This window comes from Stutzerimonas sp. CXK-1, from assembly GCF_057738225.1.
Window position 1 is genome coordinate 2,177,501 of record NZ_CM173217.1, and the last position, 26,685, is coordinate 2,204,185.

A 26,685-nucleotide genomic window follows, 5' to 3' on the forward strand; every position below is an offset into this window, starting at 1 on the left:
TGGTGTCGATGCTCAACTCTTATTCGGGCTGGGCGGCCGCCGGTATCGGTTTCTCGCTGAACAACTCGATGCTGATCATCGCCGGCTCGCTGGTGGGCTCGAGCGGCGCGATCCTCTCGTACATCATGTGCAAGGCGATGAACCGCTCGTTCTTCAACGTCATCCTCGGCGGCTTCGGTGCCGACGCCGATGCCGGCGGCCCGGCGGGCGCGCAGCAGGAGCGCAACGTGAAGTCCGGCTCGGCCGACGACGCCGCCTTCCTGCTGACCAACGCCGACACCGTGATCATCGTGCCCGGCTACGGCCTGGCGGTGGCCCGCGCGCAACACGCGCTGATGGAGCTGGCCGAGAAGCTGACCCATCAGGGCGTGACCGTGAAGTACGCGATCCACCCGGTCGCCGGGCGCATGCCGGGGCACATGAACGTGCTGCTGGCCGAAGCCGAGGTGCCCTACGAGCAGGTCTTCGAGATGGAGGACATCAACTCCGAGTTCGGCCAGGCCGACGTGGTGCTGGTGCTCGGCGCCAACGACGTGGTCAACCCGGCCGCCAAGACCGATCCGAAGTCGCCGATCGCCGGTATGCCGATCCTCGAGGCCTACAAGGCCAAGACAGTCATCGTCAACAAGCGCTCCATGGCCAGCGGCTATGCGGGCCTCGACAACGAGCTGTTCTACATGGACAAGACCATGATGGTCTTCGGCGACGCCAAGAAGGTGGTCGAGGATATGGTCAAGGCCGTGGAGTGAGCGTTAACCAGAAGCCGGCCCGGCAGGCCGGCAGAGCATCGATACAGGCGCAGCACTGCTGAGGGGAACGAAACATGAGTCGCGAATACATGGAATTCGACGTGGTGGTCGTCGGTGCCGGCCCCGCAGGCCTATCCGCTGCCTGCCGCCTGAAGCAGAAAGCCGCCGACGCCGGTCAGGAGATCAGTGTCTGCGTCGTCGAGAAGGGTTCCGAGGTGGGCGCCCACATCCTCTCCGGGGCGGTCTTCGAGCCGCGCGCGCTGAACGAGCTGTTCCCTGACTGGAAAGCGCTCGGCGCTCCGCTGAACACCCCGGTCACGCGTGACGACATCTACCTGCTGAAGAACGAGCAGGCCGCCAGCAAGCTGCCGAACATGCTGGTCCCCAAGACCATGCACAACGAAGGCAACTACATCATTTCCCTAGGCAACCTCTGCCGCTGGCTGGCCCAGCAGGCCGAGAACCTGGGGGTCGAGATCTACCCGGGCTTCGCCGCTCAGGAAGCGCTGATCGATGAAGACGGTATCGTGCGCGGCATCGTCACCGGTGATCTGGGCGTCGACCGCGAAGGCAACCCGAAGGAAGGCATGTACACCCCGAGCATGGAGCTGCGCGCCAAGTACACGCTGTTCGCCGAAGGCTGCCGCGGCCACATCGGCAAGCAGCTGATCAACCGCTTCCAGCTCAACGCCAACGTCGATCCGCAGCACTACGGTATCGGCATCAAGGAGCTCTGGGACATCGATCCGGCCAAGCACGAACAGGGCCTGGTGGTGCACACCGCCGGCTGGCCGCTGGACGACGAGAACACCGGGGGCTCGTTCCTCTATCACCTGGAGAACAACCAGGTGGTCGTCGGCCTGATCGTCGACCTGTCGTACAGCAACCCGTATCTGTCGCCGTTCGACGAATTCCAGCGCTACAAGCATCATCCGGTGATCAAGCAGTACCTCGAAGGCGGCAAGCGCGTTTCCTACGGCGCCCGGGCCATCGCCAAGGGCGGCCTGAACTGCCTGCCAAAGATGGTGTTCAAGGGCGGCGCACTGATCGGCTGCGACGCCGGCACCCTGAACTTCGCCAAGATCAAGGGCAGCCACACGGCGATGAAGTCCGGCATGCTCGCCGCCGAGGCGATTGCCGAAGCGCTGGCCGCTGGCCGTGAGGGCGGCGACGAACTGACCGCCTACGAAGAGAACTTCAAGAACAGCTGGGTCTACGACGAACTCTACAAGAGCCGCAACTTCGGCGCCGCCATCCACAAGTGGGGTGCGATCAAAGGCGGTGCGTTCAACTTCATCGACCAGAACATCTTCGGCGGCAAGATCCCCTTCACGCTGCACGACACCAAGCCGGACTACGCCTGCCTGAAGCATGCCGACCAGGCGCGCAAGATCGACTACCCCAAGCCGGACGGCAAGCTCAGCTTCGACAAGCTCAGCTCGGTGTTCCTCTCCAACACCAACCACGAGGAAGACCAGCCGGTCCACCTCAAGCTGATCGATCCGAGCATCCCGATCGAGAAGAACCTGCCGCTGTACGACGAACCGGCACAGCGCTACTGCCCGGCCGGCGTCTACGAGGTGGTCAGCAACGACGATGGCAGCCAGCGCTTCCAGATCAACGCGCAGAACTGCGTGCACTGCAAGACCTGCGACATCAAGGATCCGTCGCAGAACATCACCTGGGTGGCGCCAGAAGGTACCGGCGGGCCGAACTACCCCAACATGTAAGAAACAGAAAAGGCTCTTCGCCGGTCGGCGACTGGCTTCTGCACAAGCGCTGGCAGTCGGTTAAACTTGCCGCCTTTTTGCGCGGCCTTCCTACCGGCTGCGTCAGCAACACGAGCCGCCGCATTTCATGAGCCAAGCTGAAACACCCCGCCCTTCACCATCCCGCCGCTTCTCCGTCGCGCCGATGATGGATTGGACGGATCGCCACTTCCGCTACTTCGCCCGGCAATTGTCGCAGCGCACCCTGCTCTACACCGAGATGGTGACGACCGGGGCGCTGCTGCATGGCGACGCGTCGCGCTTCCTGCGCCACGACGAGAGCGAGCATCCGCTGGCGCTGCAGCTCGGTGGCAGCGTGCCGGGCGATCTGGCAGCTTGCGCGAGGCTCGCCGAAGCCGCGGGTTATGACGAGGTGAATCTCAACGTTGGCTGCCCCAGCGATCGGGTACAGAACAACATGATCGGTGCCTGCCTGATGGCCCACCCGCAACTGGTCGCCGACTGCGTGAAGGCCATGCGCGACGCGGTGGGCATCGAGGTCACCGTCAAGCACCGGATCGGCATCAACGGCCGCGACAGCTACGCCGAGCTGTGCGATTTCGTCGGGCAGGTCAGCGAGGCTGGCTGCCGCAGTTTTACCGTTCACGCGCGCATCGCGATTCTCGAAGGCCTCTCGCCCAAGGAAAACCGTGAAATTCCGCCACTGCGCTACGAGGTCGCGGCGCAGCTCAAGCAGGACTTTCCCGAACTGGAGATCGTGCTCAACGGCGGCATCAAGACACTGGAGCAGTGCGAGGCGCACCTGCGCGTCTTCGACGGCGTCATGCTCGGCCGTGAGGCCTACCAGAACCCCTACCTGCTGGCCAACGTCGACCAGGCGCTGTTTGGCAGCAGCGCTGCGCGCGTCAGCCGCGCCGAGGCGCTACGCGCCATGCGGCCCTACATCGAGCGTCATCTTGCCGAAGGTGGCGCCATGCACCATATCACCCGGCACGTGCTCGGTCTGGGCCAGGGTTTCCCGGGCGCCAGGCGGTTCCGCCAGCTGCTTTCCGTTGATGTGCACAAGACGCCAGACCCACTCGCCCTGCTCGACCAGGCGATCGACTTGCTCGAGGGCCATTGAGCGTCTGCAATCGGGAACACCCCGCGCCAGGCGCGTTCAAATGGCACCTCACGACTGTAGCCATTGAAGGCCGTCGAACCGCTCGGGTAAGGTCGTGCCAACCTCAGGACGGAGTTCCCATTGATGACTTCCAAGCTGGATCAACTCAAGCAATTCACCACCGTGGTCGCAGACACCGGTGACATGGACGCCATTGCTCGTCTGCAGCCGGTGGACGCAACCACCAACCCTTCGCTGCTGCTCAAGGCCGCCGCCCTGCCCCGCTACGCCGAGCACCTGGCCAGCGCAACGGCGCAGGCTCAAGGCGACGTCGGCCTGGCTTGCGATCTCTTCGCGGTGGCGGTCGGCAATGAAATCCTCAAGCTGATCCCGGGCCGCATCTCGACCGAGGTCGATGCGCGCCTGTCGTTCGACAAGCAGGCCATGGTACAGCGCGCCGAGCGCCTCATCGGTCTCTACCAGCAGGCCGGCATCGAGCGCGAGCGCGTGCTGATCAAGATTGCTGCCACCTGGGAAGGCATACGCGCCGCCGAGGAACTCGAAAAGGCCGGCATTCAGACAAACCTGACGCTGTTGTTCTCCTTCACCCAGGCAGTCGCCTGTGCCGAAGCCGGTGTATTCCTCATCTCCCCCTTCGTCGGACGCATCTACGACTGGTACAAGAAGCATGAAGGCCGCGATTATCTCGGCGCCGAAGACCCAGGCGTGCAATCGGTCACCCGCATCTACAACTACTACAAGGCGCATGACTACAAGACGGTGGTCATGGGTGCGAGCTTCCGCAATATCGGCCAGATCGAAGCGCTGGCTGGCTGCGATCGCCTGACCATCAGCCCCGAGCTGCTGGGCCAGCTGGCCGAAACCGATGGCACACTGGCGCGCCAGTTGACGTCCGGTGCGGGGAGCGAACCCCGCGTCACGCTGGATGAAAAGGCGTTCCGCTGGGGGCTGAACGAGGATGCCATGGCCACCGAGAAGCTCGCCGAAGGCATCCGGCAGTTCGCACGGGATCAGGAAAAGCTCGAAGCGCTGCTGGCAGCGAAGTCCTGATCAGGACCGTTCCAGCGCGGTGACGAGGTCATGGAAGGCCTCGCGGTTGGATTCGTTGAGGCTCATCAGGATTCGGTGGGCCTCGAGTACCTTGGCCTTGACCACTTCCTCGGACTGATCCTGCGTCGGCAGATCGGCGAGGCATTCCGGGCAGGGCAACGGCCGGTCAACGATGTTGAACACCTGGTCGAAGCCCATCGAATGCAGCAGCCGGGTAATATCCGGATGCGTCGTCACCAGCGTCGGCAGCATGCCGACCTTCTGCCGGGAAAGGATCGAAAGCTTGGCCAGCAGGCCGAGCGTGGTGCTGTCGACGCTCCGACTCTCGGTCAGATCGATGACGATCGATGAAAAATTCAGAGACGAGAAGATCTTCTCGATTGTCGCATCCAGCGCCGAACACAGCGTCAAGCGTATTTCACCGATGAACTTGAGCACAAAGGTGCCGTCCATCTCGGCGAACTGGATTTTCCCAGTACTCATGCAAGGTTCCTGCTCAACACCAGCAAGGCAATGTCATCAGGCATGTCGGCCAACTCGGCAAGGCCGAACATACGGCTTAAACCGTCCAGCGTGCCACCAGCGTTGCTGACCAACTCTGGTAGTGCAGACTCCTTTTCTTTGAGTGTGTCGCCCGGCAAAAGGTCCAAAATGCCATCCGAGAGCAGCGTCAGGCTGAAGGCCTCCGGCAGCTCCAGCTCGAAATCCTGGTAGACCGCATCGGCGAACAGCCCGACGGGCAGCCCTCGCCCCTCCAGATAACGTGCCGCTGCGCCGGTATAGAGCACCGGCAGCGGCAGGTGACCGCCAATCGCATAGTGCAGCACGTTGCGCTCGACGTCGATCACGCCGCCGAGCATGGTCACGTGCTTGCCCAGCTTGCAGTTGATCAGCCCGCGGTTGATGTGATCGAGTACCTCGGAAGGTTTGAACTCACGCAGGGTTCCACTGCGGCGCGACTCGTACAGCAGGCGCGTGGTCATGAACTTCAGCAGTACCGTCACGAAGGCCGAAGACGCGCCGTGACCGGAAACGTCCGCCAGATAGAAGCCTATCCGACGCTCGTCGACGCGAAAGTAGTCGACGAAGTCCCCGGACAGGTACAGCGAGGGAATGATGCGGTGGGCGAAGTCGAAGCCATCGGCGCTCCAGGGCGTCACTGGCAGCATGTTCATCTGCACCTGCCGACCGGCATCCTGGTCTTCCTGCAACAGGTGCAGGCTCGCCTGCAAATCCCGGTTGGCCGATTCCAGTTGCTCGCGGTAGCGGCGGTTCTCGAGCCGCAGGCGGGATCGGTCAAGCGCGCGACGCACCGAGTGCTCGAGCATCGCGAGGTCTTCGAGTGGCTTGATCAGGTAATCGGCAGCGCCCAGGCGCAGGGCCTCGACCGCATCGCTCATGACACCTGCGCCAGAGACCACGATGACCGGCAGGTCCAGCTGGCGTTCGCTGATCCGGCGTATCAGCTCGAGGCCGTCCATGTGCGGCATGCGCAGGTCACAGATGACCAGGTCGGGCTGCTCGGCGTCGAACAGGGCCATGCCGTCGGGGCCGTTGGCAGCCTGCAGAACCCGGAAGCCGCTGTCTTCGAGGTAGGCCGCGAGGCTCGCCCGCACCACATCGTCGTCATCAATGATCAGCAGCGTTGCGCTTGGTTTCTGCATGTTCCTACCAGGCGACGATTCGCCAGGATGATGGTCTTAGCATGGTCCGCGCCGACGAATGGGTGCGGTCGGTTTCAAGGCGCAGACGGTACTCCCATACGGAGGGGGTTTCAAGCCACACGCCGCCTGCCCTCCGGAACGCTTTGCAGCTTCCATTACCGGGAGCTATAAGAACCGCAATGCCAATAAAGAAAGGAAGACCACAATGAGTCAGAACGACCGTCAGTACAGCGAGAAGCGCGATTTCATTCGCATGCACGTCGAAACCGACGTGCAGTTGCTCATCGGCGAGCGCCAGGTGGCAGCCCGCTGCATCGACCTGTCGAGCACCGGCATGCAGGTGGTGCTGAGCGAGCCTCTGCAGGCCGGGCAACAGGTGCGGGTATTGATCCCCTCGAGTCATCCGGAGCTGAGGGGCCTGGACGCCGAGACCGAAGTCGTGCGCGTGGCCGACCTGGCGGACGGCCAGCACCGGATCGGGCTGGCCATTCTCAGGATGAACTGAGAACGCCACCCGACGAGCGCACGATCAGAAGTCGTCTTCTACCTGGCCATCCCGGGTGCGGAACTCACGATTCTGCAGGTAGGCGTTGCGCACGAAGATGTATTCGTCGCCGGTGATCAGCTTCTCGGCCGAGAGCAGGCCGGCTCGGGTATCGACCAGGTCCACACCGCGGGTCAGGTTGCGAGTCGGGACGTCGTCCATATACGGATAGGGCTGGAGGAAGGCATCCGGCACGCGTCCTGCGGCATCACGCACCGTGCTGGGCCCCAGCAACGGCAGCACGACGTAGGGGCCGTTGCCCAGGCCCCAGACACCAAGCGTCTGGCCGAAGTCCTCGTCGTTCTTCTGCAGCCCCATGTGCGTGGCTACGTCGAACAGGCCCAGCACGCCGAAGGTGGTGTTGAACAGAATCCGGCTGGCGTCGATGCCCGCCTCGCGCGGCTTGCCTTGCAGCAGGTCGTTGGTCATGACGATCACGTCGCCCAGGTTGCCGAAGAAATTGCCGATGCGATCCTCGACGAAATCCGGCGTGACCTTCTGATAGCCCTTGGCGAGCGGCTTGAGCGTGTAGGTATCGAGCGTGTCGTTGAAACGGTACACCACGCGGTTAACCCCTTCCCACGGGTCCTCTTCGGCCGCCTGCAGCGGCAAGGCGACAACGAGTGCTGCCATAGCGGTCAGCACGCCTGATTTGACGAGCCCGAATCGACGTGCACCGATCATAGGCATTGCAACTCTCCTGTGTTGAACGTGAGGAACCGGGCATCCAGCGCCCGCGCGGCGCGCAGTATAAAACCAATCGGCCGCCGCGCGCGTATCGCGTGGCCAGGCGGTCCGCAAAGAACCAGACAAATGGCCGAAGGCTGGTTTAATCTCGGCAGCAGGCAGCAGTCTTTGACCCTGCCGCTCCGTAAATCATGAGGGAAGCACTATGCCGGAACGTGAATTGCAGTCGCAGCTCCTCGAGTTGCGCAATCAGCTGGCTCAGGACACGCCGCTGACCGATGAGGAACGTGCCTCCTTGCAGGCCCTGGCACAGGATATCGAACTGCGTCTTGCCGCCCGTGGCGAGACCGAGTACAGCGATTCGCTGGTCGACGGCGTGAACCTCGCGGTAGAGCGCTTCGAGGTCAGCCACCCGAACATGGCGATGACCCTGCGCAATATCATGCAAAGCCTGGCGAACATGGGCATCTAGCGTTACGCCATTCGCCTCGTCCGGCAGGAAAGGTTGATTGCCTTTCCTGCATTCAGGTCATTGACGAACCAGGCGCCGGTTGTCGATGGCCAGCGGCCCGGTACTGCGATACGGGTTGATGTCCAACCCACCCCTGCGCACGTAGCGGGCGTATACCGTCAGCCGTTCGGGCTGCAGCAGCCGCTGCAGATCAAGGAAAATTCGCTCGACACACTGCTCATGGAAGTCCGCGTGCTGGCGGAAACTCACCAGATAGGCCAGCAGCCCTTCGGCCGAAAGCGCCGGTCCACGATACTCCACGACCACACTGCCCCAGTCCGGCTGCCCGGTAACCGGGCAGTTCGACTTGAGCAGGTGGCTATGCAAGGCCTCGTCCACCTGACGCGAAGCATCGCAACTCAATAGCGCCGGGCGCGGCTCGTCGTAGTGTTCGATGGCCACGTTCAGCTCGTCGATGCAGCGTCCGGGCAAGCCGGCAACGCCTTCGGCCGTCACTTCGTCAAGGCTCCGCAGCGTCACCTCCACCGACTTGCCCGCCGCGGCGGACAGGTCGCGCGTCAGGGTTTCGGCCACGGCGTCGGCGCTATCGAACACGCTCTGGTTCAGCGAGTTCAGATACAGCTTGAACGATTTGGACTCGATGATATTCGGCGAATCGGCCGGAATGCGGAACTCGCCGATCGCCACGACCGGCTTGCCAGACGGCAGCAACCAGGAGAGTTCGTAGCAGTTCCAGATGTCGACGCCCGAATAAGGCAGCGACTCGGCCGTGAGCCCAAGCTCTGCCCATTTCGGCGCACGGGCGATGGGAAACAGCAGCTCGGGGCTGTAATGGGCGATGTAGGCGCTGGATTTGCCCAGCGGGGATAACTCGGCGGGATGCTGCATCGGGATGACCTGCAAGACGAAACGCTGCGCAGTTTATAGCCTCGCCGCGACTTTTTCAGGAGCCTTACGGCGAGGCGGCCTAAAGCCGGCACGGCCTGCTCGAGGCAGGCCACTGCCTCACTGGCGCATACCCCTGCCGCTCTGCAGCAGCCGGACGCAGACCAGATACAGCACCACGGCGGCCACCAGCATGAACGTGATCGCCACGCCGATGCGGATATCCGACACGCCAAGGATGCCGTAGCGGAACGCGTTGACCATGTGCAGGATCGGGTTGGCCAGCGACAGCGTCTGCCAGAACGGCGACAGCAGGTGAATGGAATAGAAGACCCCCCCCAGGTAGGTCAGCGGCGTCAGGATGAAAGTCGGAACGATGGAGATGTCATCGAAGTTTCGCGCGAACACCGCGTTGACCAGCCCCCCCAGCGCGAAGATTGTCGCCGTCAGGGTGATCACCAGCAGCGTCACGCCCAGGTGATGGACCTGCAGATCGGTGAAGAACATCGACAGCAGCGTCACGATCACGGCTACCGCCAGACCACGGGTGATACCGCCGAGCGCGAAGCCCGTGACAATCACATGCGGCGAGACCGGCGAAACCAGTAGCTCCTCGATGGAGCGCTGGAACTTCGTGCTGAAGAAGCTCGACACCACGTTGCTGTAGGAGTTGGTGATCACCGACATCATGATCAGCCCCGGCACGATGTACTCCATGTAGCTGAAGCCATCCATCTCGCCGATGCGGCGGCCGATCAGGCTGCCGAAGATGACGAAGTACAGCACCATGGTGATCGCCGGGGGCAGCAGCGTCTGCGGCCAGATGCGTGTGTAACGACGGACCTCCCGCTGGACGATGGTCTGCAGCGCAACCAGGTTGGCGCGAATTTCGGCGCTCATTTGTTCACCTTCTGCAGATTGTTTTCCACCAGCGACACGAACAGCTCCTCCAGACGATTGGTCTTGTTTCGCAGGCTCAGCACCTCGATTCCCTGCGCGGCGAGCAGGCGGAAGAGTTCATTGACGCCCTGGCTCTTCTCCACCTGTATCTCGAGCGTATGGTCATCGACCAGGCGCACCGGGTAGCCCGCGAGCTGCGGAGCAACGGTTTGCGCGTCCTTCAGGTCAAGCAGGAAGGTCTCGACATGCAGCTGCTTGAGCAGCTCGCGCATGCTGGTGTTCTTGACGATCTGCCCATGGTCGATGATGCCGATATGCCGGCAGAGCTGCTCGGCCTCCTCCAGGTAGTGCGTCGTGAGGATGATGGTGATGCCTTCACGATTGAGTTCGGTGAGAAACGACCACATCGAGCGGCGCAGCTCGATATCCACCCCGGCGGTGGGCTCGTCGAGGATCAGCAAGCGAGGCTGGTGGATCAGTGCTCGAGCGATCATCAAGCGACGCTTCATGCCACCTGACAGCATGCGCGAGGAAACGTCGCGCTTGTCCCACAAGCCCAGCTGGTTCAGGTACCGCTCGGCGCGCTCCTTGGCCACCTTTGCCGGAATGCCGTAGTAGCCGGCCTGGGTGACGAGGATGTCGAAGGCCTTCTCGAACTGGTTGAAGTTGAATTCCTGCGGCACAACGCCCAGGCAGCGCTTGAGCCCTGCCGGGTCACGATCAAGGTCGTGGCCGAACACGTTGACCGTCCCGCTGGTCTTATTCACCAGGGTGGACAGAATGCCGATGGTGGTCGACTTGCCGGCCCCGTTGGGCCCGAGCAAGGCGAAGAAGTCGCCCTCGGCGACGTCCAGATCGATGCCCTTGAGCGCCTGGAAGCCGTTGCCGTAGGTCTTGGTCAGCTGCCGAATGGACAGAGCAGTACTCATAGGAAGATGCACACAACGCAAGAGGATCACCTTAGATGGGGACGGCAGCCAGGAATGCAACCGGAGATTTCCAGCGCCCTGGTTGCCCTCCACCGCACGACAAAATCGCCTTACATTGACCCCAGCGGCTTTTACCCATGGCGATGGCGCCTATGCTCATCGGCATGCACACATTCTAGGGAGCGGTCTCAATGGCTTTGATCTGGTTACTGGTTCTCCTGCTCGGCATCGCCGTCATCGCTCACCTGCGGCTCTCGCTGATACCCGCGCTGGCGCTGGTTGCGGTCTATCTGCTGGCGATGGGCGCGGCGGAAGACGTTCCTGGCTGGCTTGTCGGGTTGCTCTGGCTCGTGCTCATCGTTACCGCCGTGCCGTTGCTGGTCGGCGATCTGCGCCGCAAGTACATCAGTGAGCCGATGTTCGACTGGTTCAAGAAGGTGCTGCCGCCGATTTCGGACACCGAGCGCGATGCCATCGAGGCCGGCACCGTGTGGTGGGACGGCGAGCTGTTCAGCGGTAGGCCGGACTGGAACACCCTGCTCGCCTATCCGCCGGCCAGGCTCAGCGAAGAAGAACAGGCATTTCTCGATGGCCCCACCGAGACGTTGTGCGCCATGGTCAGCGAATGGGACATCGCCCAACGGATGGACCTGCCGCCGGCCGCCTGGGAATACATCAAGGAGCAAGGTTTCTTCGCCCTGATCATTCCCAAGGAGTACGGAGGCAAGGGCTTCTCGGCATACGCCCACTCGCAGATCGTGATGAAGCTGGCGACCCGCAGTGGCGACCTGGCCAGCACGGTGATGGTGCCGAATTCGCTCGGCCCGGCAGAGCTGCTCCTGCACTACGGAACCGAAGAGCAACGCAACCACTACCTGCCGCGCCTGGCCAATGGCAGCGAGATCCCCTGCTTCGCCCTCACCGGCCCTTACGCCGGCTCCGATGCCGGCGCCATGACCGATACCGGCGTCATCTGCCGCGGCCAATGGCAGGGAGAGGAAGTGCTCGGCCTGCGGCTGAACTGGGAAAAGCGCTACATCACCCTTGGCCCCGTCGCCACGCTGCTCGGCCTCGCCTTCAAGACCTATGACCCGGAGGGCCTGCTTGGTGGCGATGAAGAACTCGGCATCAGCCTGGCCCTGATCGCCACCGACACGCCCGGGGTCGAAATCGGCCGCCGCCACGTGCCGCTGGGCGCCGCCTTCATGAACGGTCCGAACTGGGGCAAGGATGTCTTCGTGCCGCTCGAAGCGGTGATCGGTGGGCGCGACATGATCGGCAAGGGCTGGATGATGCTGATGAACTGCCTGTCGGTCGGCCGCTCGATTTCGCTACCGGCCACCGGGACCAGCGCAGCCAAGCTGTGCAGCTACACCAGCGGTCGCTATGCGGCGATCCGCGAGCAGTTCAACGTGCCCCTGGCCGCCTTCGAAGGCATCCAGGAGCCACTGGCGCGCATCGGCGGCAACGCCTGGCTGATGGATGCGGCGCGTACGCTCACCGCCAACGCGGTGGATCTCGGGCAGAAGCCCTCAGTGCTCTCGGCAATCCTCAAATACCACCTGACCGAACGCGGCCGCGAATGCATACGCGACGCCATGGACATCCACGGTGGCAAAGGCATCATTCTCGGTCCGAACAACTACCTGGGCCGGCTCTGGCAGTCCGCGCCGATCTCGATCACGGTGGAAGGCGCCAACATCCTCTCGCGCAACCTGATGATCTTTGGCCAGGGCGCGATTCGTTGTCACCCGTACGTGCTGAAGGAGATGGCGCTGATCGGCGAAAACGATCGCGAACACGCCGTCAGACAGTTCGACGAGCTACTCATGCAGCATGTCGGCTTCGCCGTCAGCAATGCCGCCAGCACGCTCGTGCTCGGGCTGACCTTTGGTCGTCTGGGCAAGGCGCCGGGCAATGCCCTGTCGCGCGGCTACTTCCTCTCGCTCAACCGACTGGCGGCGGCTTTCGCCATGCTGGCCGACCTCTCGATGATGCTGCTCGGCGGCGAGCTCAAGCGCCGCGAGCGCTTGTCGGCGCGGCTCGGCGACGTACTCAGCCAGCTCTACCTCGCCTCTGCCGCGCTCAAGCGTTACCACGACCTGGGCGAACCCAGAGAGCAGGAAGCGCTTCTGCGCTGGGGCCTGGAAGACTGCCTGCAGAAAGCCGAACAGGCGCTGGATGAAATTCTCGCCAACTTCCCCAATCGCCTGCTCGGCGGCCTGCTGCGGCTCGTCGTCTTTCCGTTCGGTGCGCGGCACGCCGGCCCATCCGACGCACTCGATAGCGAAGTCGCCGGCATACTGGGGCGTGCCGAAGGCGATCCTGCGCTCGAGCAACTGCTCGACGGCCTCTACCGACCGACCGATGCCGACGAGCCGCTGGGCACGTTGCACCATGCCTTCGACCGGCTCGCCGCCAGCCGCAAGGTCAGTGGCAAGCTGCACAAGGCATTGAAGGCGGGCGAACTGCAGCCAGCCCCGGGCCAATGCCCGATCGAGGCCGCGACAGAAGCCGGTGTGCTCGAGCAGACCGAAGCGCAGCAACTGCGTGAAGCCGAGCAACTCAGGCGACGCGTGATTGACGTCGACGACTTCGCCAAAGAAGAACTCGTCCAACCGGACGGGCACGTGCGTTGACGGAACGCTCGAGGCGGCGCCCAGCCGCCTCGATGCCGAGCGAACCCTGCCTGAATCGACGAGTCAATCAACTAAGCACACCGACTCGACGCGGCTCTATAATCGCCCGCCCAGACCGAAACGAGGTATCCATGGCCAATTCCTACCTAGATCACAACCTGGCGCTGCTGGCGCATCTGCGCGGCATTCTTATCGCCATGGGCGAATCCGGACAGGTCACGGATGAAAGCCATCAGCTGTTTCTCGAACGCTTCGACGAACTCGTCATGAACCTGCCAAACGTTCCAGAAGAGCGCCACCTGGGCCAGGACCTGATCTGCCAGGTGTTCCACCGCTATCCGCAAATCGCCCATCTGGTGCCGCGCGACCTGCTCTGGTTCTTTGGCGGCGACTGCCTGCACTTCATGCCCGACGAAGAAATCGCCGTCTTCCAGCAACTGGAAGAGCGCCGCTACGAGGCCGAGCAGAACGACGAGCCGTTCGACTGGAATCAGGAAAAGCAACTGCTGAGCATGCCGGAAGAAAGCCCGCGGCATTGAGACACCCGGGTGCGCCGTAGGCGCTCCCAACCTTCGTGCTACCGCCGGGGCGGAACGCCGCGAAATTTCCGCCCCGTAGCACCTGCCGTTCACGCCCCGCGAAAACCCTGATTCCTTAGGATGTAACGCGCGCACCTCCGACATCCCTTTGCACCGCGCTACCCTTTGCCGCGCTGGAAAAATGCCCTACCACATGCCACGGTGGATCCGGTCTTCAGGCATCGGTTGGTTTCCGCCCAGGAAACCGCACTGCCCTTCGATTAAAGGCCGGTTAACCAGGCCTCAGACTGCGGAGCCGGAGTCAGTCCCCCGGCTCCGCTCTGCGCTGCTGGTAAATCCAGTCGACGATGTCGCCTTCCGGCTTGTAGCCACTGACTGCCTCGCGCAGCAGCTGACGCACCAACGGATAGTCGTCCTCGTCCACGGCGCCCATGAGGCGGCTCAGCAGTCTCTTCAGCTGATCCCATGGCAGATACTCTTCGCTCGCCGTCATGATCATCGGGTGCTCGGTGGGGCTGACGTTGTCGCCGATAAGCAGCTCCTCGTAGAGCTTCTCCCCCGGACGCAGCCCGGTGTACTCGATTGCGATATCGCCATGCGGGCATTTTTCCGAACGTACGCTCAGGCCAGACAGGTGGATGAGCTTCTCAGCCAACTCCGCTATACGCACCGGCTGGCCCATATCCAACACGAACACATCGCCGCCCTGTCCCATCGATCCAGCCTGAATTACCAGCTGCGCAGCCTCGGGAATGGTCATGAAATAACGGGTGATCTTGGGATGGGTCACCGTTACCGGCCCGCCGGCCCGAATCTGCTGGTAGAAGCGCGGAATCACCGAACCAGACGAACCCAGCACATTGCCGAAGCGCACCATGGTAAAGCGCGTCTTGTTGACGTGGTGTACCGCATCCCGGCTGCCGAACAGCACCGGCGCCGGCTCACGACTCAAGGCCTGGAGAATCATCTCGGCCATGCGCTTGGTGCTGCCCATCACGTTGGTGGGCCGCACAGCTTTGTCGGTGGAGATCAGCACGAAGTTGGTGACGCCCGCCTGCAACGCTGCCTGTGCCGTGTTGAGCGTACCAATCACGTTGTTGAGCACGCCCTCGGCAACGTTGTGCTCGACCATCGGCACATGCTTGTACGCGGCAGCGTGGTAAATGGTCTCTATTTGCCAGGTCCGCATCACATCTAACAGCCGATCGGCGTTACGAATGGACCCCAGAATCGGCACCAACCTGATTGGCAGCGAAGCGCGCTCGATCACCCGCTCGAGCTCCATGTGAATGCTGTAGAGATTGAACTCGCTGTGCTCGAACAGCAGTAAGGCCTTGGGTTTGTTGGAAATGATTTGCCGACACAACTCCGAACCAATCGACCCGCCAGCGCCAGTAACCATCACCACCTTGCTGCGAATGCACTGCTCGAACAGCGCCTGCTGCGGCGGCACTGCGTCGCGCCCGAGCAGGTCGGCAATGTCCACTTCTTGGATGTCCTCGACCTTTACCTTGCCGCTCGCCAGATCCATGAAGCCCGGCACACTGCGGACATGCAACGGATAGTGCTCCAGCATCTCCAACACCTCGCGGCGCCGCGCACGCGATGCCGAAGGGATGGCAAGCAGAATCTGATCGCTGCCCGTCTCGTCGATCATTTGCTGGATATGCTTGGGTGAATACACCCGTAATCCAGAAATGCTCCGGTTATAGATATTTGGGTCATCATCGATGAACGCGACCGGGCGCATGCCCCGGCCCAGGCGCAATGCCGCAACTAGCTGGTTACCTGCTGCACCAGCCCCGTAGACGGCCACCTTCGGCAGGCCTGCGTCGCGCCCCTTGAACTTTGTGAGCGAATCCGGCGAAAACCAGTCACCCATAAAGTACTGCCGCATGACGAGGCGCAGCCCACCTATCAGTAAAAGGCTCAACCACCAATAGTTCAACACTATTGAGCGTGGGATGAGTTTAGGCGCATCGGAACGCCAATAAACAGCTAACGCAAGCAGTAGTGCCGAGAGCGTAACCGCCTTTGCAATCGCCACTAAAGCGTCGTTACCGAAATATCGCATGACCGCGCGATACATGCCAAAGCGGATAAAAAATGGAATCGCAATTAGCGGCGAAACGCCGAACAGCCATGCGTGGCCGCTGAAGGGCTCAACGAACTGAAAATCCCCTAGACGCACAAAAAACGCAAGCCAAAGTGCCACCCAAACCAGAAATACATCCGCTAACACCTGGATGAAGCGCTTGTGTCGCCTCGGTAGACGGACGAGCTTCGCGCGCAAATTCTCAGCTGATCTCAACACAGCGCAACCCTCGAAAAATGCACAGGCCTAGGCAATGTAAATTTGACGCACGATTACCATCTGAACTGTAAAAACCGGCTCACCTGCTTCACGTGAACCATTAAGACTACTAAGGAAACCCTGAAGAAGACTTCCCGTTTCTGATGAAATACGCCACTCCCGTTGCCCGAGTTTTCCGATGAAGCAGATGACCTTCGCCGACGCCGAGTACGCCGGCAAGCGCAAGCAGACCCGCAAGGAGTTGTTCCTGATCGAGATGGATCAGGTGGTGCCGTGGAAGGGCTTGATCGCCCTGATCGAGCCGCATTACCCGAAGGGCGAAGGCGGTCGTCCGGCATACCCGTTGATGGCGATGCTGCGCGTGCATCTGCTGCAGAACTGGTTCGGCTACAGCGATCCGGCGATGGAGGAAGCGCTCTATGAGACCACGATCTTGCGCCAGTTCGCCGGCCTGAGCCTGGAGCGTATTCCCGACGAAACCACCATCCTCAACTTCCGCCGCCTGCTGGAGAAGCATGAGTTGGCGGCGGGGATTCTGGCGGTGATCAATGGCTACCTGGGTGACCGGGGCCTGTCGCTGCGCCAGGGCACCATCGTCGATGCCACGCTGATCCATGCGCCGAGTTCGACCAAGAACCAGGACGGCAAGCGCGACCCGGAAATGCACCAGACCAAGAAGGGCAACCAGTATTACTTCGGCGCGAAAGCCCACATCGGTGCCGACGAAGACTCGGGCCTGGTGCACAGCGTGGTGGTGACCGCCGCCAATGTCGCGGACATCACCCAGGTCGACAAACTGCTGCACGGCGAGGAAAACGTGGTGTGCGCGGACGCTGGCTACACCGGAGTCGAAAAGCGCCCTGAACATGAAGGCCGCCCAGTCATCTGGCAGATCGCGGCTCGGCGCAGCACCTACAAGAAGCATGGCAAGCACAGTGCCTTGTACAAAGCGATCCGCAAGGTCGAGAAAGCCAAGGCTCAGGTGCGGGCGAAAGTTGAGCATCCATTCCGAGTGATCAAGCGGCAGTTTGGCTACACCAAGGTGCGCTTCCGTGGATTGGCCAAGAATGCTGCGCAAATGATGACGCTGTTTGCCCTGTCGAATCTGTGGATGGCCCGCCGACATTTGCTGTCGACCACAGGAGAGGTGCGTCTGTGATGCGGGAAATGGCCGCCGCGAGGTCCTCGCCGCAGCTGAAAGCACCGAAATGAGCGAGTGTCCGCTCAATTTTGATCGGCTCGCCTCTTTCAAAATCGGCGGTGGCTGAAGTCAGCCAGAAATGCATGGCTATTTCAGACCATCCCTAAGGCCGCCGGAGCATCGAAAAAGCCAAAATAACTGCTTGCTGCGATCGAGCGCGATTGCGCGCTACGGCCTGACTCGATCTCCCATACCTCTCCCAACGACCGTCATAAAAATGAACTTAAAGTAACGGCCGATCGTTAGCTGCCGAATCATCATCTGATCCGTTTCGGCTAGCAATACGGGAGTGGACATATCGATGCCGTTAATCTGGGCCAGGCCGGTGATACCCGGCCGAACCTCGAATATACCGCGTTTGGCTCGCTCTTCGGTGAGTTCTTCCTGATTGAATAACCCCGGACGCGGCCCCACCAAGCTCATTTCACCTTTAAGCACATTCCATAGCTGCGGCAACTCATCCAGCTTGGTTTTGCGTAGAAAACGCCCAAAACGAGTTATTGACGTCGAGCTTGCTAGATGACTGGCAACCGATACTGTACCTACCTTCATGGTACGAAACTTGACCAATGTAAAGGCTTTTTGGTGACGACCGACACGCACCTGCCTGAAGAGCGGCGAGCCAGTGTCGAACAGCCCAATAATCGTCAGCACTGTTAACACCGGTGCCCCAAACACCAACCCTAGCAGAGAAAAAACAAAGTCAAAAAAACGAATCACAGGTCCATCCGTCTCATATTACTCAGAACGCTCGAAGCAACGCCTCAGCCCCTCTTTCATAGTATAAGGCGGCGACCAGCCCAAGCGCTTGCAGGTCTTGCCAATATCTATTTGCAAAGATCCGAGCAGCCTCTGAACAATAGCCCTCTTGCCCAAAAGACTCGCGCCAACCTGAAGTATGCGAGCCGGCACCCGGATCAACCGCGCAGGCTTACCCATGGCCAGACCCACGCCCCGTAGAAGTTCGGTGGTGGAAACGTCTTCGCCGTCGCCTGCAAGAAATACCTGATTAGCGGCAGCTGGGCAATCAACACAACGGATGATCAGGTCGACTAGATTATCGATACCAACAAGTGATCGTTTGTTATGTATAGCCCCAAGCGGAAGCGGTATACCCTTTTCCACCCACCGCACTAGATTACGAAAGTTACCTGGCGCACCCGGCCCGTATACAAGCGGCGGGCGGATGATCACAACTTCCATATTGGTCTCGGTAGCCACTTGCATCAGGCCCAGCTCCGCCTCCCATTTGGATTGAGCATAAGGCTCGGCCGGATTTACCCGATCATCTGCACGAAACGGGCGAATGGTGCTGTTGCCATTAACGCCGATCGAACTTATGAATATAAAACGCTGAACGCCCGCTACTGCTGCCTGTCGAGCCAACTCCAGCGTGCCCTCCGTATTGACCCGACGATACTCAGCTAACTGACCTTCAGCATGATCGGCGATGACATGGGCTCGCCCTGCGGTATGCACCACAACATCGTGATCCCGCAGAACTTCACTCCAGTCCATATTGGGGCCAACAGCATCAGCCTGAACAAAGCCATCGGCACAGACGGCGCTACGTACCACGCCGGTCACCGGGACGCCCCGTTGCCGTAGACCGGCAACCAGCGCAGTGCCAATAAACCCATTTGCGCCACTGACCAGGCAGCGGGGCACGGGTTGCGCCTCTCTCATCGCTCAGCCTTATAAAAGTTCGTGTACCATGCGATGAACTCCGCTATGCCATTTTCGATGGTCATCTTCGGTTGGTAGCCGGTATCTCGCATCAACGCCGATACGTCGGCATATGTATGCTCGACATCGCCAGGCTGCAACGGCAGCAACTGCTTTTCTGTCGTTTTGCCGAGCGCCTTCTCGATCAGCTCGATATAGCGTAGTAACTCAACCGGCTGACTGTTGCCGATGTTGTACACCTTCCAGGGCGCCCGACTGCTGGAGGGGTCCGGATCGAGGCCCGACCAGGATGAGTTGCCGGCGGGAATACGGTCCAGCGTGCGAACGACGCCTTCGACAATGTCGCCGATATAAGTGAAATCGCGCCGATGCTTGCCGTGGTTGAAGATCTTCAGTGGCTTGCCTTCGAGAATCGCCCGGGTGAACAGGAACGGCGACATGTCCGGCCGGCCCCAAGGGCCGTAGACAGTAAAGAAGCGCAGCCCGGTGGTCGGCAGGTTGTAGAGATGGCTGTAGGTATGCGCCATCAATTCGTTGGCCTTCTTCGTGGCCGCGTATAACGACACCGGGTGGTCGACATTATCCCGCTCGGCGAAAGGCATGGTCTCGTTAGCGCCGTACACTGAACTGGACGATGCATAAACAAGATGCTCGACGCGGTTGTGCCTACACCCCTCAAGTATGTTGACGAAGCCCACCAGATTGCTGTCGACGTAGGCGTGCGGGTTCTCCAGCGAATACCGCACGCCAGCCTGCGCGGCCAAGTGAACCACACGATCGAAGCGCTCTGCGCCGAACAGGTTCGCCACCGCATCACGATCGGCGATGTCCATTTTCACGAAGCGGAACGCGCCGTAGGGCCGCAACTGCTCGAGCCGTGCCTGCTTGAGCGACACTTCGTAATAGTCGTTAAGGTTGTCGATGCCGACGACCTCGTCGCCCCGCTCAAGCAAGTAGCGCGACGCATGGAAACCGATGAAGCCGGCGACGCCGGTGACGAGCACTTTCATTTGGCGGCCTACCGAACCGGATTCAACGAATCGGCCCGACCGACCGCGTAGTACATGAGCCCAGCCGCCTTGACCTGTTGCGGGTCGAACATGTTGCGCCCGTCGACGAGCACTGGGCTACCGAGATGCGTCCTAAGCCACTCGAAGTCGACAGCGCGAAACTGCTTCCACTCAGTGCATATCACCAGGGCATCGGCGCCTTCCACGGCTTCATCTCGGCTGCTAACCAAACGCAGGTCGTCACGTTTACCGTAGATTCGCGCCGTTTCGTGCATGGCTTCCGGGTCATAGGCCTGAACCTTCGCGCCGCAGGCCCAGAGTGACTCCATTAGCACCCGGCTCGGCGCTTCGCGCATGTCATCCGTGTTGGGCTTGAACGCCAGCCCCCAGACGGCAATGGTCTTGCCGCGCAAGTCGCTATCGAACGCCTTGTGGAGCTTATCGAATAGGATGCTCTTCTGACGGTTGTTCACCGCCTCGACCGCCTTAAGCAGCTCTGCCTCATAGCCTACTTCCGCTGCGGTGCGCGCCAGCGCCTGGACATCCTTGGGGAAACAGGAGCCACCGTAGCCACAACCGGGGTAGATGAACTGGAAGCCGATCCGCGGATCCGAGCCGATGCCTAGCCGAACCTGCTCAATGTCGGCACCCAGCCGCTCGGCCAGTTGCGCCATCTCGTTCATGAAGCTGATCTTGGTCGCCAGCATGGCATTGGCCGCATACTTGGTCAGCTCCGCCGAGCGCACGTCCATGAACACCAGCTTGTCGTGATTACGGCTGTAGGGCGCATAGCACTCACGCATGCGTGCCCGAACATGGTCCGAATCTGTCCCGACGACAATCCGCGCACCCTGAGTGAAGTCCTGGATAGCCGCGCCTTCCTTCAGAAACTCGGGGTTGGAGCACACATCGAACGGCACCTCCACCTGCCGCTCGGCAAGCACCGCCGCCATCGCAGCGCGCACGCGATCGGCTGTGCCGACCGGCACGGTGGATTTGTCGACCACCACCTTGCGGCTGGTCATGTGCTGCGCAATCGTGCGGGCGACTGCCAGCACGTATTTCAGGTCCGCCGAGCCGTCTTCGTCCGGCGGCGTACCGACGGCAATGAACTGCAGCTCCCCGAATGCAACGCCTTCGGCGGCATCGGTGGTGAAGCGCAGACGGCCCTCGGCGAAATTGCCTTTAACCATGGGCTCGAGGCCCGGCTCGAATATTGGGAGCACGCCGTTCTTCAGGCCTTCGATCTTTGCCTGATCCACGTCAACGCACATGACTTGGTGGCCGACATCGGCGAGGCAGGTACCAGTGACAAGGCCAACGTAGCCTGTTCCAAATACAGTGATCTTCATATGTAATCCATAAAACCAGCCGAGGGATCGGCCTTTTCAATCGAGAACGCCTATTCTACGCGCCAGCGAGGGAAAGCGGTGCCGCAGATAGCCTCGAACCGCGTAGTTGGCAAAAAACCACCAGGCGCGAACTAGAGGTAATTTCTCGACCTCGCGGTAGATTCGCCAGGTGAAAACCGCAGCATTCCGCTTGTTCGACGAGATTGAGCCGGGGCGCACCCGGTAGCGCACCAGCACGCGCTGAATGCCGGTAGCCCGATCTACCCGTTTCAGCAAAGCCAACCACAGACCGAAGTCCTGCCGCATTCGGATGACCGGCATGTAGACCTTGCCGAAATAACTTGTGTCGTACATTGCCGTTGAACAACCTACCACCGAGGTTTTTAGCATCCTGGCGTAGCTGGTCGACTCCGGAACGCCCACAACGCCGATCAACTCCCCGTCTGGCGTGACTTTCTCGTAGCGCGTAAACGTAAAAGGCACTTGGTGACGCTTCATGTAGTCGAGTTGTACCGAGAGTTTGTCAGGGAGCCAGAGGTCATCGCAGTCAAGAAAGGCGATGAAGCGCCCCCTGGCATACTGGATCGCCGTGTTGCGCGCCACTGCGGCTCCACCGTTCTCCTCCAAGACGACTACCGAAACACGTGAGTCGGTTTCGTACCGTTGATGCAACAGCTCCACCGTGCGGTCGCCAGAAGCGTCGTCGACCACAATCAGCTCCCAATCAGTGAAGGTTTGTGCGATGACGCTATCGATGGACTCGCAAATGAACTGCTCGGCGTTGTGAGCAGGCATGATGACCGAGACCTCAGGTGACCGGGACTCAGCAATCGTGTTCAATTAATTTGCTCCAGCAATCAGCGTAACGTCGGGCCGCGTACTCAACATCAAAAGCATCGCGGATCTTCGACGCGGCAGCCCTACTTAGCGATGCGGCCTGATCATTTGCGAAGCCATAGCCAATCGCCGCCTGGATCGCCTCGCCGTCGTCTACGTCACATATGAAGCCGTCCACCCCGTATTGGATTAGCTCATCGATTCCCGGCGAGTGGCTGGCAATAGCGACACAGCCTGCTGCCATGGCCTCCTTTACCACGTTGGGTAGACGCTCCCCCGGCTTGGATGAAAGCAAAACGAAAACGCGACTGGCGAGCAGCTGCTCACGGACTTCAGCTTCCGACAACCAGCCGGGGAAGGAGACGCGTCCGGACAACCCCAGCGACTGTACAAGGGTGCCCAGGCGCTCCAGATCGGGGCCCGCTCCAGCAATCACCAGCTCAGCCTCGGGATACTGATTCATGACGTCCGCGAACTGATGAATTACTTTATCGAAACCCTTCTCCGGAATGAGACGGCCCGCCGTGAATATGCGCCGGGGCCGCCGGGAGAACCGGAGAGCATCGACCGAGGGGTAGCCAGAGAGGTCGATCCCGCGGTGAACAACATGAACGTTTCTGTCTCCCACGAGAGCCTTCATTTGAGGAATGTTTACGTGCGCATGGGTAAAACAGACTTCGGAAAGTTCAGCCGCCCACCGAGACACGGGCAGCCTGAGCTCAAGGTCATAAGCGCCAAGGAACAGGCTGAACCGTGAGTGCGGAAGCAATGGCCTAACTAGCAACGTCACCAGCGCAGGGTAGTGCCCCCAGAACAGATGTACTACATCCGGTTGTACACGGCTCAACTCGCCGGCCACCCGGGCGGCAGCAGGCAGCAGCGCGATGCACTTGAGCCGCTCAAGCGGACGCCAGCCAGGAGAGAACAGCAGCCGCACCAACAGCTGAAACACTGCGACTGGTCCTGGACTGTATAACAGCGCTCGCAAACACTCACCCCAGTACCGCAGCCGCGAAGCCCCCTGGGCACGATACACGGACAGTGGCACCAGCTCGTGACCGAGAGAACGGAGCGCATCGATATCGCGGCGAGCAAATGTTTCCGACGGCGCGGGAAAAAGCATGAGTACATAAGCAATGCGCAACGACGTATCCTTACTCAACGGCCCCACCCTCCGGCTCTCCAAGCATGGCCGCCAGATACTGCCGCGCAATATGCCTCACCTCATACCGGGCCAGCACAGACGCAGGGGGAGCTACCGGTGGCTGCCTCAACACTTCGACGATTGCCTCGGCCATCGAATCTACATCGTCGACCGGAACCAATCGGCCCCATAGCCCATTTTCTAGAATTTCATCTGGACCGCTGGGACAGCGTGTGGCCACCACCGGGGCCCCACACGCCATTGCCTGGATAAGAGTATTAGGCAACCCTTCCCACCGTGAAGACAGTACATAGACGCTGGCCTTGCGCATATGCGGGAAGGGATTGGCGGTGAAACCGGGCATCCATACATCCGCTTCTACACCCAGCGCGAGCGCCTCGGCACCAAGCGCCACGCGGTCAGGCCCCTCCCCAAGGATTATGAGGTGACAGGGCACACGCCGCCTTACTTCGGCAAAAGCGCGCAGCAACACGGAAAACCCCTTCTGGGGAACCAGACGCCCCACCCCTAGAACTACCGGGCAGCAGTCAGCCCAAGGCCATGCGGGAAAGCACGCCTCCGTTTGACGAACGTAAAGGTCATTACCTACCACTGGATTAAGAATCACCTTGGACCGCATAGAGCCAGGCAACTCAAAACAATTACGAAGCGCCTCGAGGGAACCGTCTGACACGCCTACTAACAAATCCGCCCGTCGATAAGCGAAGGTCGCAAGGAGCATTTTTATACGGGACTTTAGCCCTCTCGACTGGCCCGAGACGCCAACAGTATTTGCCTCACGAATAATGAAACGCAAAGGAACTGCCGACATCCAGCACGCCAAGGCTGCAATAACGTTAGCATGCATCAGCGAAGACAGAAGCGCAGCAGGACGTTCCGAACGTATATAGCGTACCAGCGGCAGAACGCTTGCCAGCACGCGACCACCGCCGACCTCAAGGACGTTTACCTTGGAATACACTTCAGCGAGGTAGGGGCCCTCTTTTTTCGCCAACAACAAGTCAACCAAATAGCCGTCGGCGGCTAACTGATTGGCCAGAATCACAATCACGCGCTCAGCACCGCCTCCCGAAAGGGAAGGCAAGTAAAAGGCTAACCGCCGGCCAGGTTGGGCAAGCTGCATATTGGCGCTAGTCATCGAAACACATCCATCCAGCGTCTGAGAACCCTATCCCCCGCGTAATTTTCCCCTATCGCTCGGGCTTGCTGGGCTAGACGCGCCCTCAATGAACTGTCCCGCGCGAGGCTGCTCATAGCATCTGCAAGCTTGTTAACGTCTTCCGGCGGCACGAGCAGCCCACTCTGACCATCGACGATTACCTCGGCAGGTCCGACCTCGCAATCGAAGCTGATAGATGCGCAGCCGCTGGCACAAGCCTCGACCAGGGCGTTCCCGAAACCTTCATAGCGAGAACTAAAAACAAAGACATCGGCCCGCGAGTACCAGTCACCTATATTTCCCGCGCGGCCAGGCATGAGCACCCGCTCAGAGACTGAAAGCTCTCTCGCCAGGTGCGACAGCTTAGCCCTCTCCGCCCCCTCTCCCAATAAAACCAGTTTCGCCTCGGGGCAGCTCGGCAAAGCTTTTGAGAAAGCCTCAATTAATAAATCAAACCCTTTTTGAGGGTGCAATCTTCCTACGGCCAGAAAGACGAAATCATGTGGACTAATTAAATCTGCAACCGCAACCATCGGCGCCATGATTGGCAGTGGCAAGTCGACAGAGACAGGTATGACATGCACATTCCTACACCCTCGGGCGACCATCCAAGAGGCCGTCTGGTTCGCCAGCACCACCGAGGCGTAGCTAAACCTATAGCTGAGCCAACGCAGCAGGCGCCATCGCAGCGGGGCTTTTTTTCGAGGGGGGTGATTACGCTCAGAAATAACCACCCGAACGGGCAGCCCAACAGCAGCAAAAAGACAAACCAAGCTGGGAACAGTCATCATCCCGAGCACATAATCAGGCTTGATGTCCTTAAGCACACTACGCACAGCGGAAATAGCCTTCATAAAACCGGAGCCGCGGGCGGCTTGAGCATTTACGGAGACTCGATTGACCGCCTCGGCGAGCGGGTAAGAATCATCTGTCGAATGCAACGTGACTAACGTCACACGCTTCCCTTTGGTCACCAGATAAGCGCAGAGATTTGCCACGACGCGCTCAGCACCACCGCCAGACAAGGAATTGATAACAATACAGATGTTATTGGGCAAAGCTATAACACTCGAATTCAGGATAGAGAGCGCTTGTTCTACTGGCGACGTAGATATCTCCACCTAGCCCGCGGACCAAGGCTCGCAAGGCTACCAAATAATCCCTTACGCCATACGGACGCTCCGTAGATGCCCCATGCGGGTGTGCACCGACACCTGCCGAAGAGCGAATCAAAGATAAACCTGGGAAAGCATTAACATAAGACTCAACGTCATAGAAATGCCCCCTATCATTCATATCGATACCGCATAGGACAAGCGTCTTGTACCCTTGTCTTATGGCATGAGCAACCATCAGGCAGATTGTCGAGCCAAACTTCGGAACGGGCAGATCAGAGTCCTCTTCAAAAAAACCATAATCCATTAGCCACCCAATCAACTCGCTTGGAGGAATCTTGGAGTAGCTGGGCACAAAAGCCTCCTCCATAAAGTAAACTGGCCTGTCAACGCTCATCAGCAAGCGTCCTACCGACATCTGCTCAAATATTTCCCTGTTAACCGCATCTCCCCGCGCAAAGAACTCGACACGTTCATATTCCACTAGCCGAGTCTCCAACAGACTAGCCATCAGCTGATCGAGATCAGGCCTTTTGTAAGGCGTCTGGAAATAAAAACGGTTCGGAACATGCGCGTGCACCATAAAAAAATTGAATGCCCATGAATGCCCTGAACGAATTTCAGCCCACTGCTCTTTTGAGAGTTCATTGATGCTAGGCCCGCTCCCTAGCAGGAACAGAGAGCGCTTATCCCCTCCTCTAGCCTCAACAAAGCGCGGACGAAGCTTTTTATAACGCCGTACAGCTCTGATAGAGCGTCGAGTCTCAACGAGGAAGCTTTTAGCACCAACAGGGTCAGCAGCGCGCATCTTAAAGTAGATCAGAAGAGCAAACCAAAGGCCTCTACGCCCAAGGCAAAGCCCAGACAGCGCCTCTATAGACGCACCAAATAAGTATATGAAGAACTTATTCACACCATCCACCACCGCCACAGCA

The 26,685-nt window shown here is 60.2% G+C and carries 24 protein-coding genes and 1 pseudogene (1 of these 25 running past the window's edge); 9 read left to right on the forward strand and 16 right to left on the reverse strand.

Annotated features, from left to right (window positions below; translation table 11 throughout):
• From AC0KXH_RS10170 to tal, 4 genes and pseudogenes are all read left to right on the forward strand, one after another.
• Window positions 1-749, forward strand: a pseudogene (locus AC0KXH_RS10170) (NAD(P)(+) transhydrogenase (Re/Si-specific) subunit beta); its annotated part reaches 109 nt to the left of the window's first position; the annotation flags it as partial.
• A gap of 74 nt (window positions 750-823) precedes the next feature.
• Complete coding sequence (locus AC0KXH_RS10175; protein WP_488223340.1) at window positions 824-2,479, forward strand: electron transfer flavoprotein-ubiquinone oxidoreductase; 1,656 nt, start codon at window positions 824-826, stop codon at window positions 2,477-2,479.
• Window positions 2,480-2,606: 127 nt separating this feature from the next.
• Complete coding sequence (gene dusA, locus AC0KXH_RS10180) at window positions 2,607-3,602, forward strand: tRNA dihydrouridine(20/20a) synthase DusA (RefSeq protein WP_488223341.1); 996 nt, start codon at window positions 2,607-2,609, stop codon at window positions 3,600-3,602.
• 123 nt (window positions 3,603-3,725) lie between these two features.
• Window positions 3,726-4,652 (forward strand): transaldolase, encoded by a 927-nt coding sequence (tal, locus tag AC0KXH_RS10185; RefSeq protein ID WP_428744474.1) that lies wholly within the window; start codon window positions 3,726-3,728, stop codon window positions 4,650-4,652.
• Here the strand turns inward: tal and rssC are convergent, their stop codons facing one another.
• The gene (gene rssC, locus AC0KXH_RS10190; RefSeq protein ID WP_041104763.1) at window positions 4,653-5,135 is read right to left on the reverse strand and encodes an anti-sigma factor antagonist RssC; all 483 of its coding nucleotides are present in this window, start codon (window positions 5,133-5,135) and stop codon (window positions 4,653-4,655) included. It lies immediately after the preceding gene.
• Window positions 5,132-6,316, reverse strand: a complete 1,185-nt coding sequence (gene rssB / locus AC0KXH_RS10195; RefSeq protein WP_041104761.1) for a two-component system response regulator RssB — start codon at window positions 6,314-6,316, stop codon at window positions 5,132-5,134. The genes rssC and rssB overlap by 4 nt, the downstream gene beginning before the upstream one ends.
• A 205-nt stretch (window positions 6,317-6,521) precedes the next feature.
• Here rssB and AC0KXH_RS10200 point away from each other — a divergent pair, with 205 nt between their 5' ends.
• On the forward strand, window positions 6,522-6,821 hold the full coding sequence (locus AC0KXH_RS10200) for a PilZ domain-containing protein (RefSeq protein ID WP_041104760.1): 300 nt from the start codon (window positions 6,522-6,524) through the stop codon (window positions 6,819-6,821).
• A gap of 24 nt (window positions 6,822-6,845) precedes the next feature.
• On the opposite strand, the gene AC0KXH_RS10205 is transcribed toward AC0KXH_RS10200, so the two are convergent.
• A complete protein-coding gene (locus AC0KXH_RS10205; RefSeq protein WP_061340794.1) occupies window positions 6,846-7,550 on the reverse strand; it encodes an MlaA family lipoprotein in 705 nt (234 codons plus the stop codon).
• Between the two features lie 202 nt (window positions 7,551-7,752).
• On the opposite strand from AC0KXH_RS10205, the gene AC0KXH_RS10210 reads away from it, so the two are divergent.
• Window positions 7,753-8,019 (forward strand): DUF4404 family protein, encoded by a 267-nt coding sequence (locus AC0KXH_RS10210; protein ID WP_041104757.1) that lies wholly within the window; start codon window positions 7,753-7,755, stop codon window positions 8,017-8,019.
• A 57-nt stretch (window positions 8,020-8,076) separates the two neighbouring features.
• On the opposite strand, the gene queF is transcribed toward AC0KXH_RS10210, so the two are convergent.
• The 3 genes from queF to AC0KXH_RS10225 form a co-directional block, all read right to left on the reverse strand.
• On the reverse strand, window positions 8,077-8,907 hold the full coding sequence (queF, locus tag AC0KXH_RS10215; RefSeq protein WP_061340798.1) for an NADPH-dependent 7-cyano-7-deazaguanine reductase QueF: 831 nt from the start codon (window positions 8,905-8,907) through the stop codon (window positions 8,077-8,079).
• 117 nt (window positions 8,908-9,024) lie between these two features.
• Complete coding sequence (locus AC0KXH_RS10220) at window positions 9,025-9,804, reverse strand: ABC transporter permease (protein WP_041104755.1); 780 nt, start codon at window positions 9,802-9,804, stop codon at window positions 9,025-9,027.
• Window positions 9,801-10,733 carry an ABC transporter ATP-binding protein gene (locus tag AC0KXH_RS10225; RefSeq protein ID WP_041104753.1) on the reverse strand — a complete coding sequence of 311 codons (933 nt, stop codon included), beginning with the start codon at window positions 10,731-10,733 and terminating at the stop codon, window positions 9,801-9,803. Before AC0KXH_RS10225 ends, AC0KXH_RS10220 begins: the two co-directional genes overlap by 4 nt.
• Window positions 10,734-10,924: 191 nt before the next feature.
• On the opposite strand from AC0KXH_RS10225, the gene AC0KXH_RS10230 reads away from it, so the two are divergent.
• Together AC0KXH_RS10230 and AC0KXH_RS10235 are read left to right on the forward strand one after the other, a co-directional pair.
• Complete coding sequence (locus AC0KXH_RS10230; protein WP_488223342.1) at window positions 10,925-13,372, forward strand: acyl-CoA dehydrogenase; 2,448 nt, start codon at window positions 10,925-10,927, stop codon at window positions 13,370-13,372.
• A 131-nt stretch (window positions 13,373-13,503) separates the two neighbouring features.
• Complete coding sequence (locus AC0KXH_RS10235; protein WP_061338859.1) at window positions 13,504-13,911, forward strand: PA2817 family protein; 408 nt, start codon at window positions 13,504-13,506, stop codon at window positions 13,909-13,911.
• A gap of 301 nt (window positions 13,912-14,212) precedes the next feature.
• Here the strand turns inward: AC0KXH_RS10235 and AC0KXH_RS10240 are convergent, their stop codons facing one another.
• Window positions 14,213-16,225: a polysaccharide biosynthesis protein gene (locus AC0KXH_RS10240; protein WP_488223343.1), complete on the reverse strand. Its 2,013-nt coding sequence runs from the start codon at window positions 16,223-16,225 to the stop codon at window positions 14,213-14,215.
• A gap of 178 nt (window positions 16,226-16,403) precedes the next feature.
• On the opposite strand from AC0KXH_RS10240, the gene AC0KXH_RS10245 reads away from it, so the two are divergent.
• Window positions 16,404-17,384 carry an IS5 family transposase gene (locus AC0KXH_RS10245; protein WP_037045410.1) on the forward strand — a complete coding sequence of 327 codons (981 nt, stop codon included), beginning with the start codon at window positions 16,404-16,406 and terminating at the stop codon, window positions 17,382-17,384.
• Between the two features lie 210 nt (window positions 17,385-17,594).
• Here the strand turns inward: AC0KXH_RS10245 and AC0KXH_RS10250 are convergent, their stop codons facing one another.
• From AC0KXH_RS10250 to AC0KXH_RS10290, 9 genes are all read right to left on the reverse strand, one after another.
• Window positions 17,595-18,146: a sugar transferase gene (locus AC0KXH_RS10250; RefSeq protein WP_439931648.1), complete on the reverse strand. Its 552-nt coding sequence runs from the start codon at window positions 18,144-18,146 to the stop codon at window positions 17,595-17,597.
• 18 nt (window positions 18,147-18,164) lie between these two features.
• Window positions 18,165-19,112, reverse strand: a complete 948-nt coding sequence (locus AC0KXH_RS10255) for a UDP-glucose 4-epimerase family protein (RefSeq protein WP_439931647.1) — start codon at window positions 19,110-19,112, stop codon at window positions 18,165-18,167.
• Entirely contained in the window at window positions 19,109-20,122 is a 1,014-nt protein-coding gene (locus tag AC0KXH_RS10260; RefSeq protein WP_488223344.1) for an NAD-dependent epimerase, read from the reverse strand. The genes AC0KXH_RS10255 and AC0KXH_RS10260 overlap by 4 nt, the downstream gene beginning before the upstream one ends.
• 8 nt (window positions 20,123-20,130) lie before the next feature.
• On the reverse strand, window positions 20,131-21,474 hold the full coding sequence (locus AC0KXH_RS10265) for a UDP-glucose dehydrogenase family protein (protein WP_439931645.1): 1,344 nt from the start codon (window positions 21,472-21,474) through the stop codon (window positions 20,131-20,133).
• 36 nt (window positions 21,475-21,510) lie between these two features.
• A complete protein-coding gene (locus AC0KXH_RS10270) occupies window positions 21,511-22,314 on the reverse strand; it encodes a glycosyltransferase family 2 protein (protein ID WP_488223345.1) in 804 nt (267 codons plus the stop codon).
• Window positions 22,298-23,263, reverse strand: coding sequence for a glycosyltransferase family 4 protein (locus AC0KXH_RS10275; RefSeq protein ID WP_439931643.1), 966 nt, complete (start codon window positions 23,261-23,263; stop codon window positions 22,298-22,300). Before AC0KXH_RS10275 ends, AC0KXH_RS10270 begins: the two co-directional genes overlap by 17 nt.
• Before the next feature lie 202 nt (window positions 23,264-23,465).
• On the reverse strand, window positions 23,466-24,614 hold the full coding sequence (locus AC0KXH_RS10280; protein WP_439931642.1) for a glycosyltransferase: 1,149 nt from the start codon (window positions 24,612-24,614) through the stop codon (window positions 23,466-23,468).
• A complete protein-coding gene (locus AC0KXH_RS10285) occupies window positions 24,611-25,693 on the reverse strand; it encodes a glycosyltransferase family 4 protein (RefSeq protein ID WP_439931641.1) in 1,083 nt (360 codons plus the stop codon). The genes AC0KXH_RS10280 and AC0KXH_RS10285 overlap by 4 nt, the downstream gene beginning before the upstream one ends.
• A complete protein-coding gene (locus tag AC0KXH_RS10290; protein WP_439931640.1) occupies window positions 25,683-26,663 on the reverse strand; it encodes a hypothetical protein in 981 nt (326 codons plus the stop codon). Before AC0KXH_RS10290 ends, AC0KXH_RS10285 begins: the two co-directional genes overlap by 11 nt.
• Window positions 26,664-26,685: the final 22 nt, after the last annotated feature.

Coding starts and splice junctions, on each gene's coding strand:
- AC0KXH_RS10175 (WP_488223340.1), top strand. CDS start 824: ATGAGTCGCGAATACATGGAATTCGACGTGGTGGTCGTCGGTGCCGGC.
- dusA (WP_488223341.1), top strand. CDS start 2,607: ATGAGCCAAGCTGAAACACCCCGCCCTTCACCATCCCGCCGCTTCTCC.
- tal (WP_428744474.1), top strand. CDS start 3,726: ATGACTTCCAAGCTGGATCAACTCAAGCAATTCACCACCGTGGTCGCA.
- rssC (WP_041104763.1), bottom strand. CDS start 5,135: ATGAGTACTGGGAAAATCCAGTTCGCCGAGATGGACGGCACCTTTGTG.
- rssB (WP_041104761.1), bottom strand. CDS start 6,316: ATGCAGAAACCAAGCGCAACGCTGCTGATCATTGATGACGACGATGTG.
- AC0KXH_RS10200 (WP_041104760.1), top strand. CDS start 6,522: ATGAGTCAGAACGACCGTCAGTACAGCGAGAAGCGCGATTTCATTCGC.
- AC0KXH_RS10205 (WP_061340794.1), bottom strand. CDS start 7,550: ATGCCTATGATCGGTGCACGTCGATTCGGGCTCGTCAAATCAGGCGTG.
- AC0KXH_RS10210 (WP_041104757.1), top strand. CDS start 7,753: ATGCCGGAACGTGAATTGCAGTCGCAGCTCCTCGAGTTGCGCAATCAG.
- queF (WP_061340798.1), bottom strand. CDS start 8,907: ATGCAGCATCCCGCCGAGTTATCCCCGCTGGGCAAATCCAGCGCCTAC.
- AC0KXH_RS10220 (WP_041104755.1), bottom strand. CDS start 9,804: ATGAGCGCCGAAATTCGCGCCAACCTGGTTGCGCTGCAGACCATCGTC.
- AC0KXH_RS10225 (WP_041104753.1), bottom strand. CDS start 10,733: ATGAGTACTGCTCTGTCCATTCGGCAGCTGACCAAGACCTACGGCAAC.
- AC0KXH_RS10230 (WP_488223342.1), top strand. CDS start 10,925: ATGGCTTTGATCTGGTTACTGGTTCTCCTGCTCGGCATCGCCGTCATC.
- AC0KXH_RS10235 (WP_061338859.1), top strand. CDS start 13,504: ATGGCCAATTCCTACCTAGATCACAACCTGGCGCTGCTGGCGCATCTG.
- AC0KXH_RS10245 (WP_037045410.1), top strand. CDS start 16,404: ATGAAGCAGATGACCTTCGCCGACGCCGAGTACGCCGGCAAGCGCAAG.
- AC0KXH_RS10255 (WP_439931647.1), bottom strand. CDS start 19,112: ATGAGAGAGGCGCAACCCGTGCCCCGCTGCCTGGTCAGTGGCGCAAAT.
- AC0KXH_RS10260 (WP_488223344.1), bottom strand. CDS start 20,122: ATGAAAGTGCTCGTCACCGGCGTCGCCGGCTTCATCGGTTTCCATGCG.
- AC0KXH_RS10265 (WP_439931645.1), bottom strand. CDS start 21,474: ATGAAGATCACTGTATTTGGAACAGGCTACGTTGGCCTTGTCACTGGT.
- AC0KXH_RS10280 (WP_439931642.1), bottom strand. CDS start 24,614: ATGACTAGCGCCAATATGCAGCTTGCCCAACCTGGCCGGCGGTTAGCC.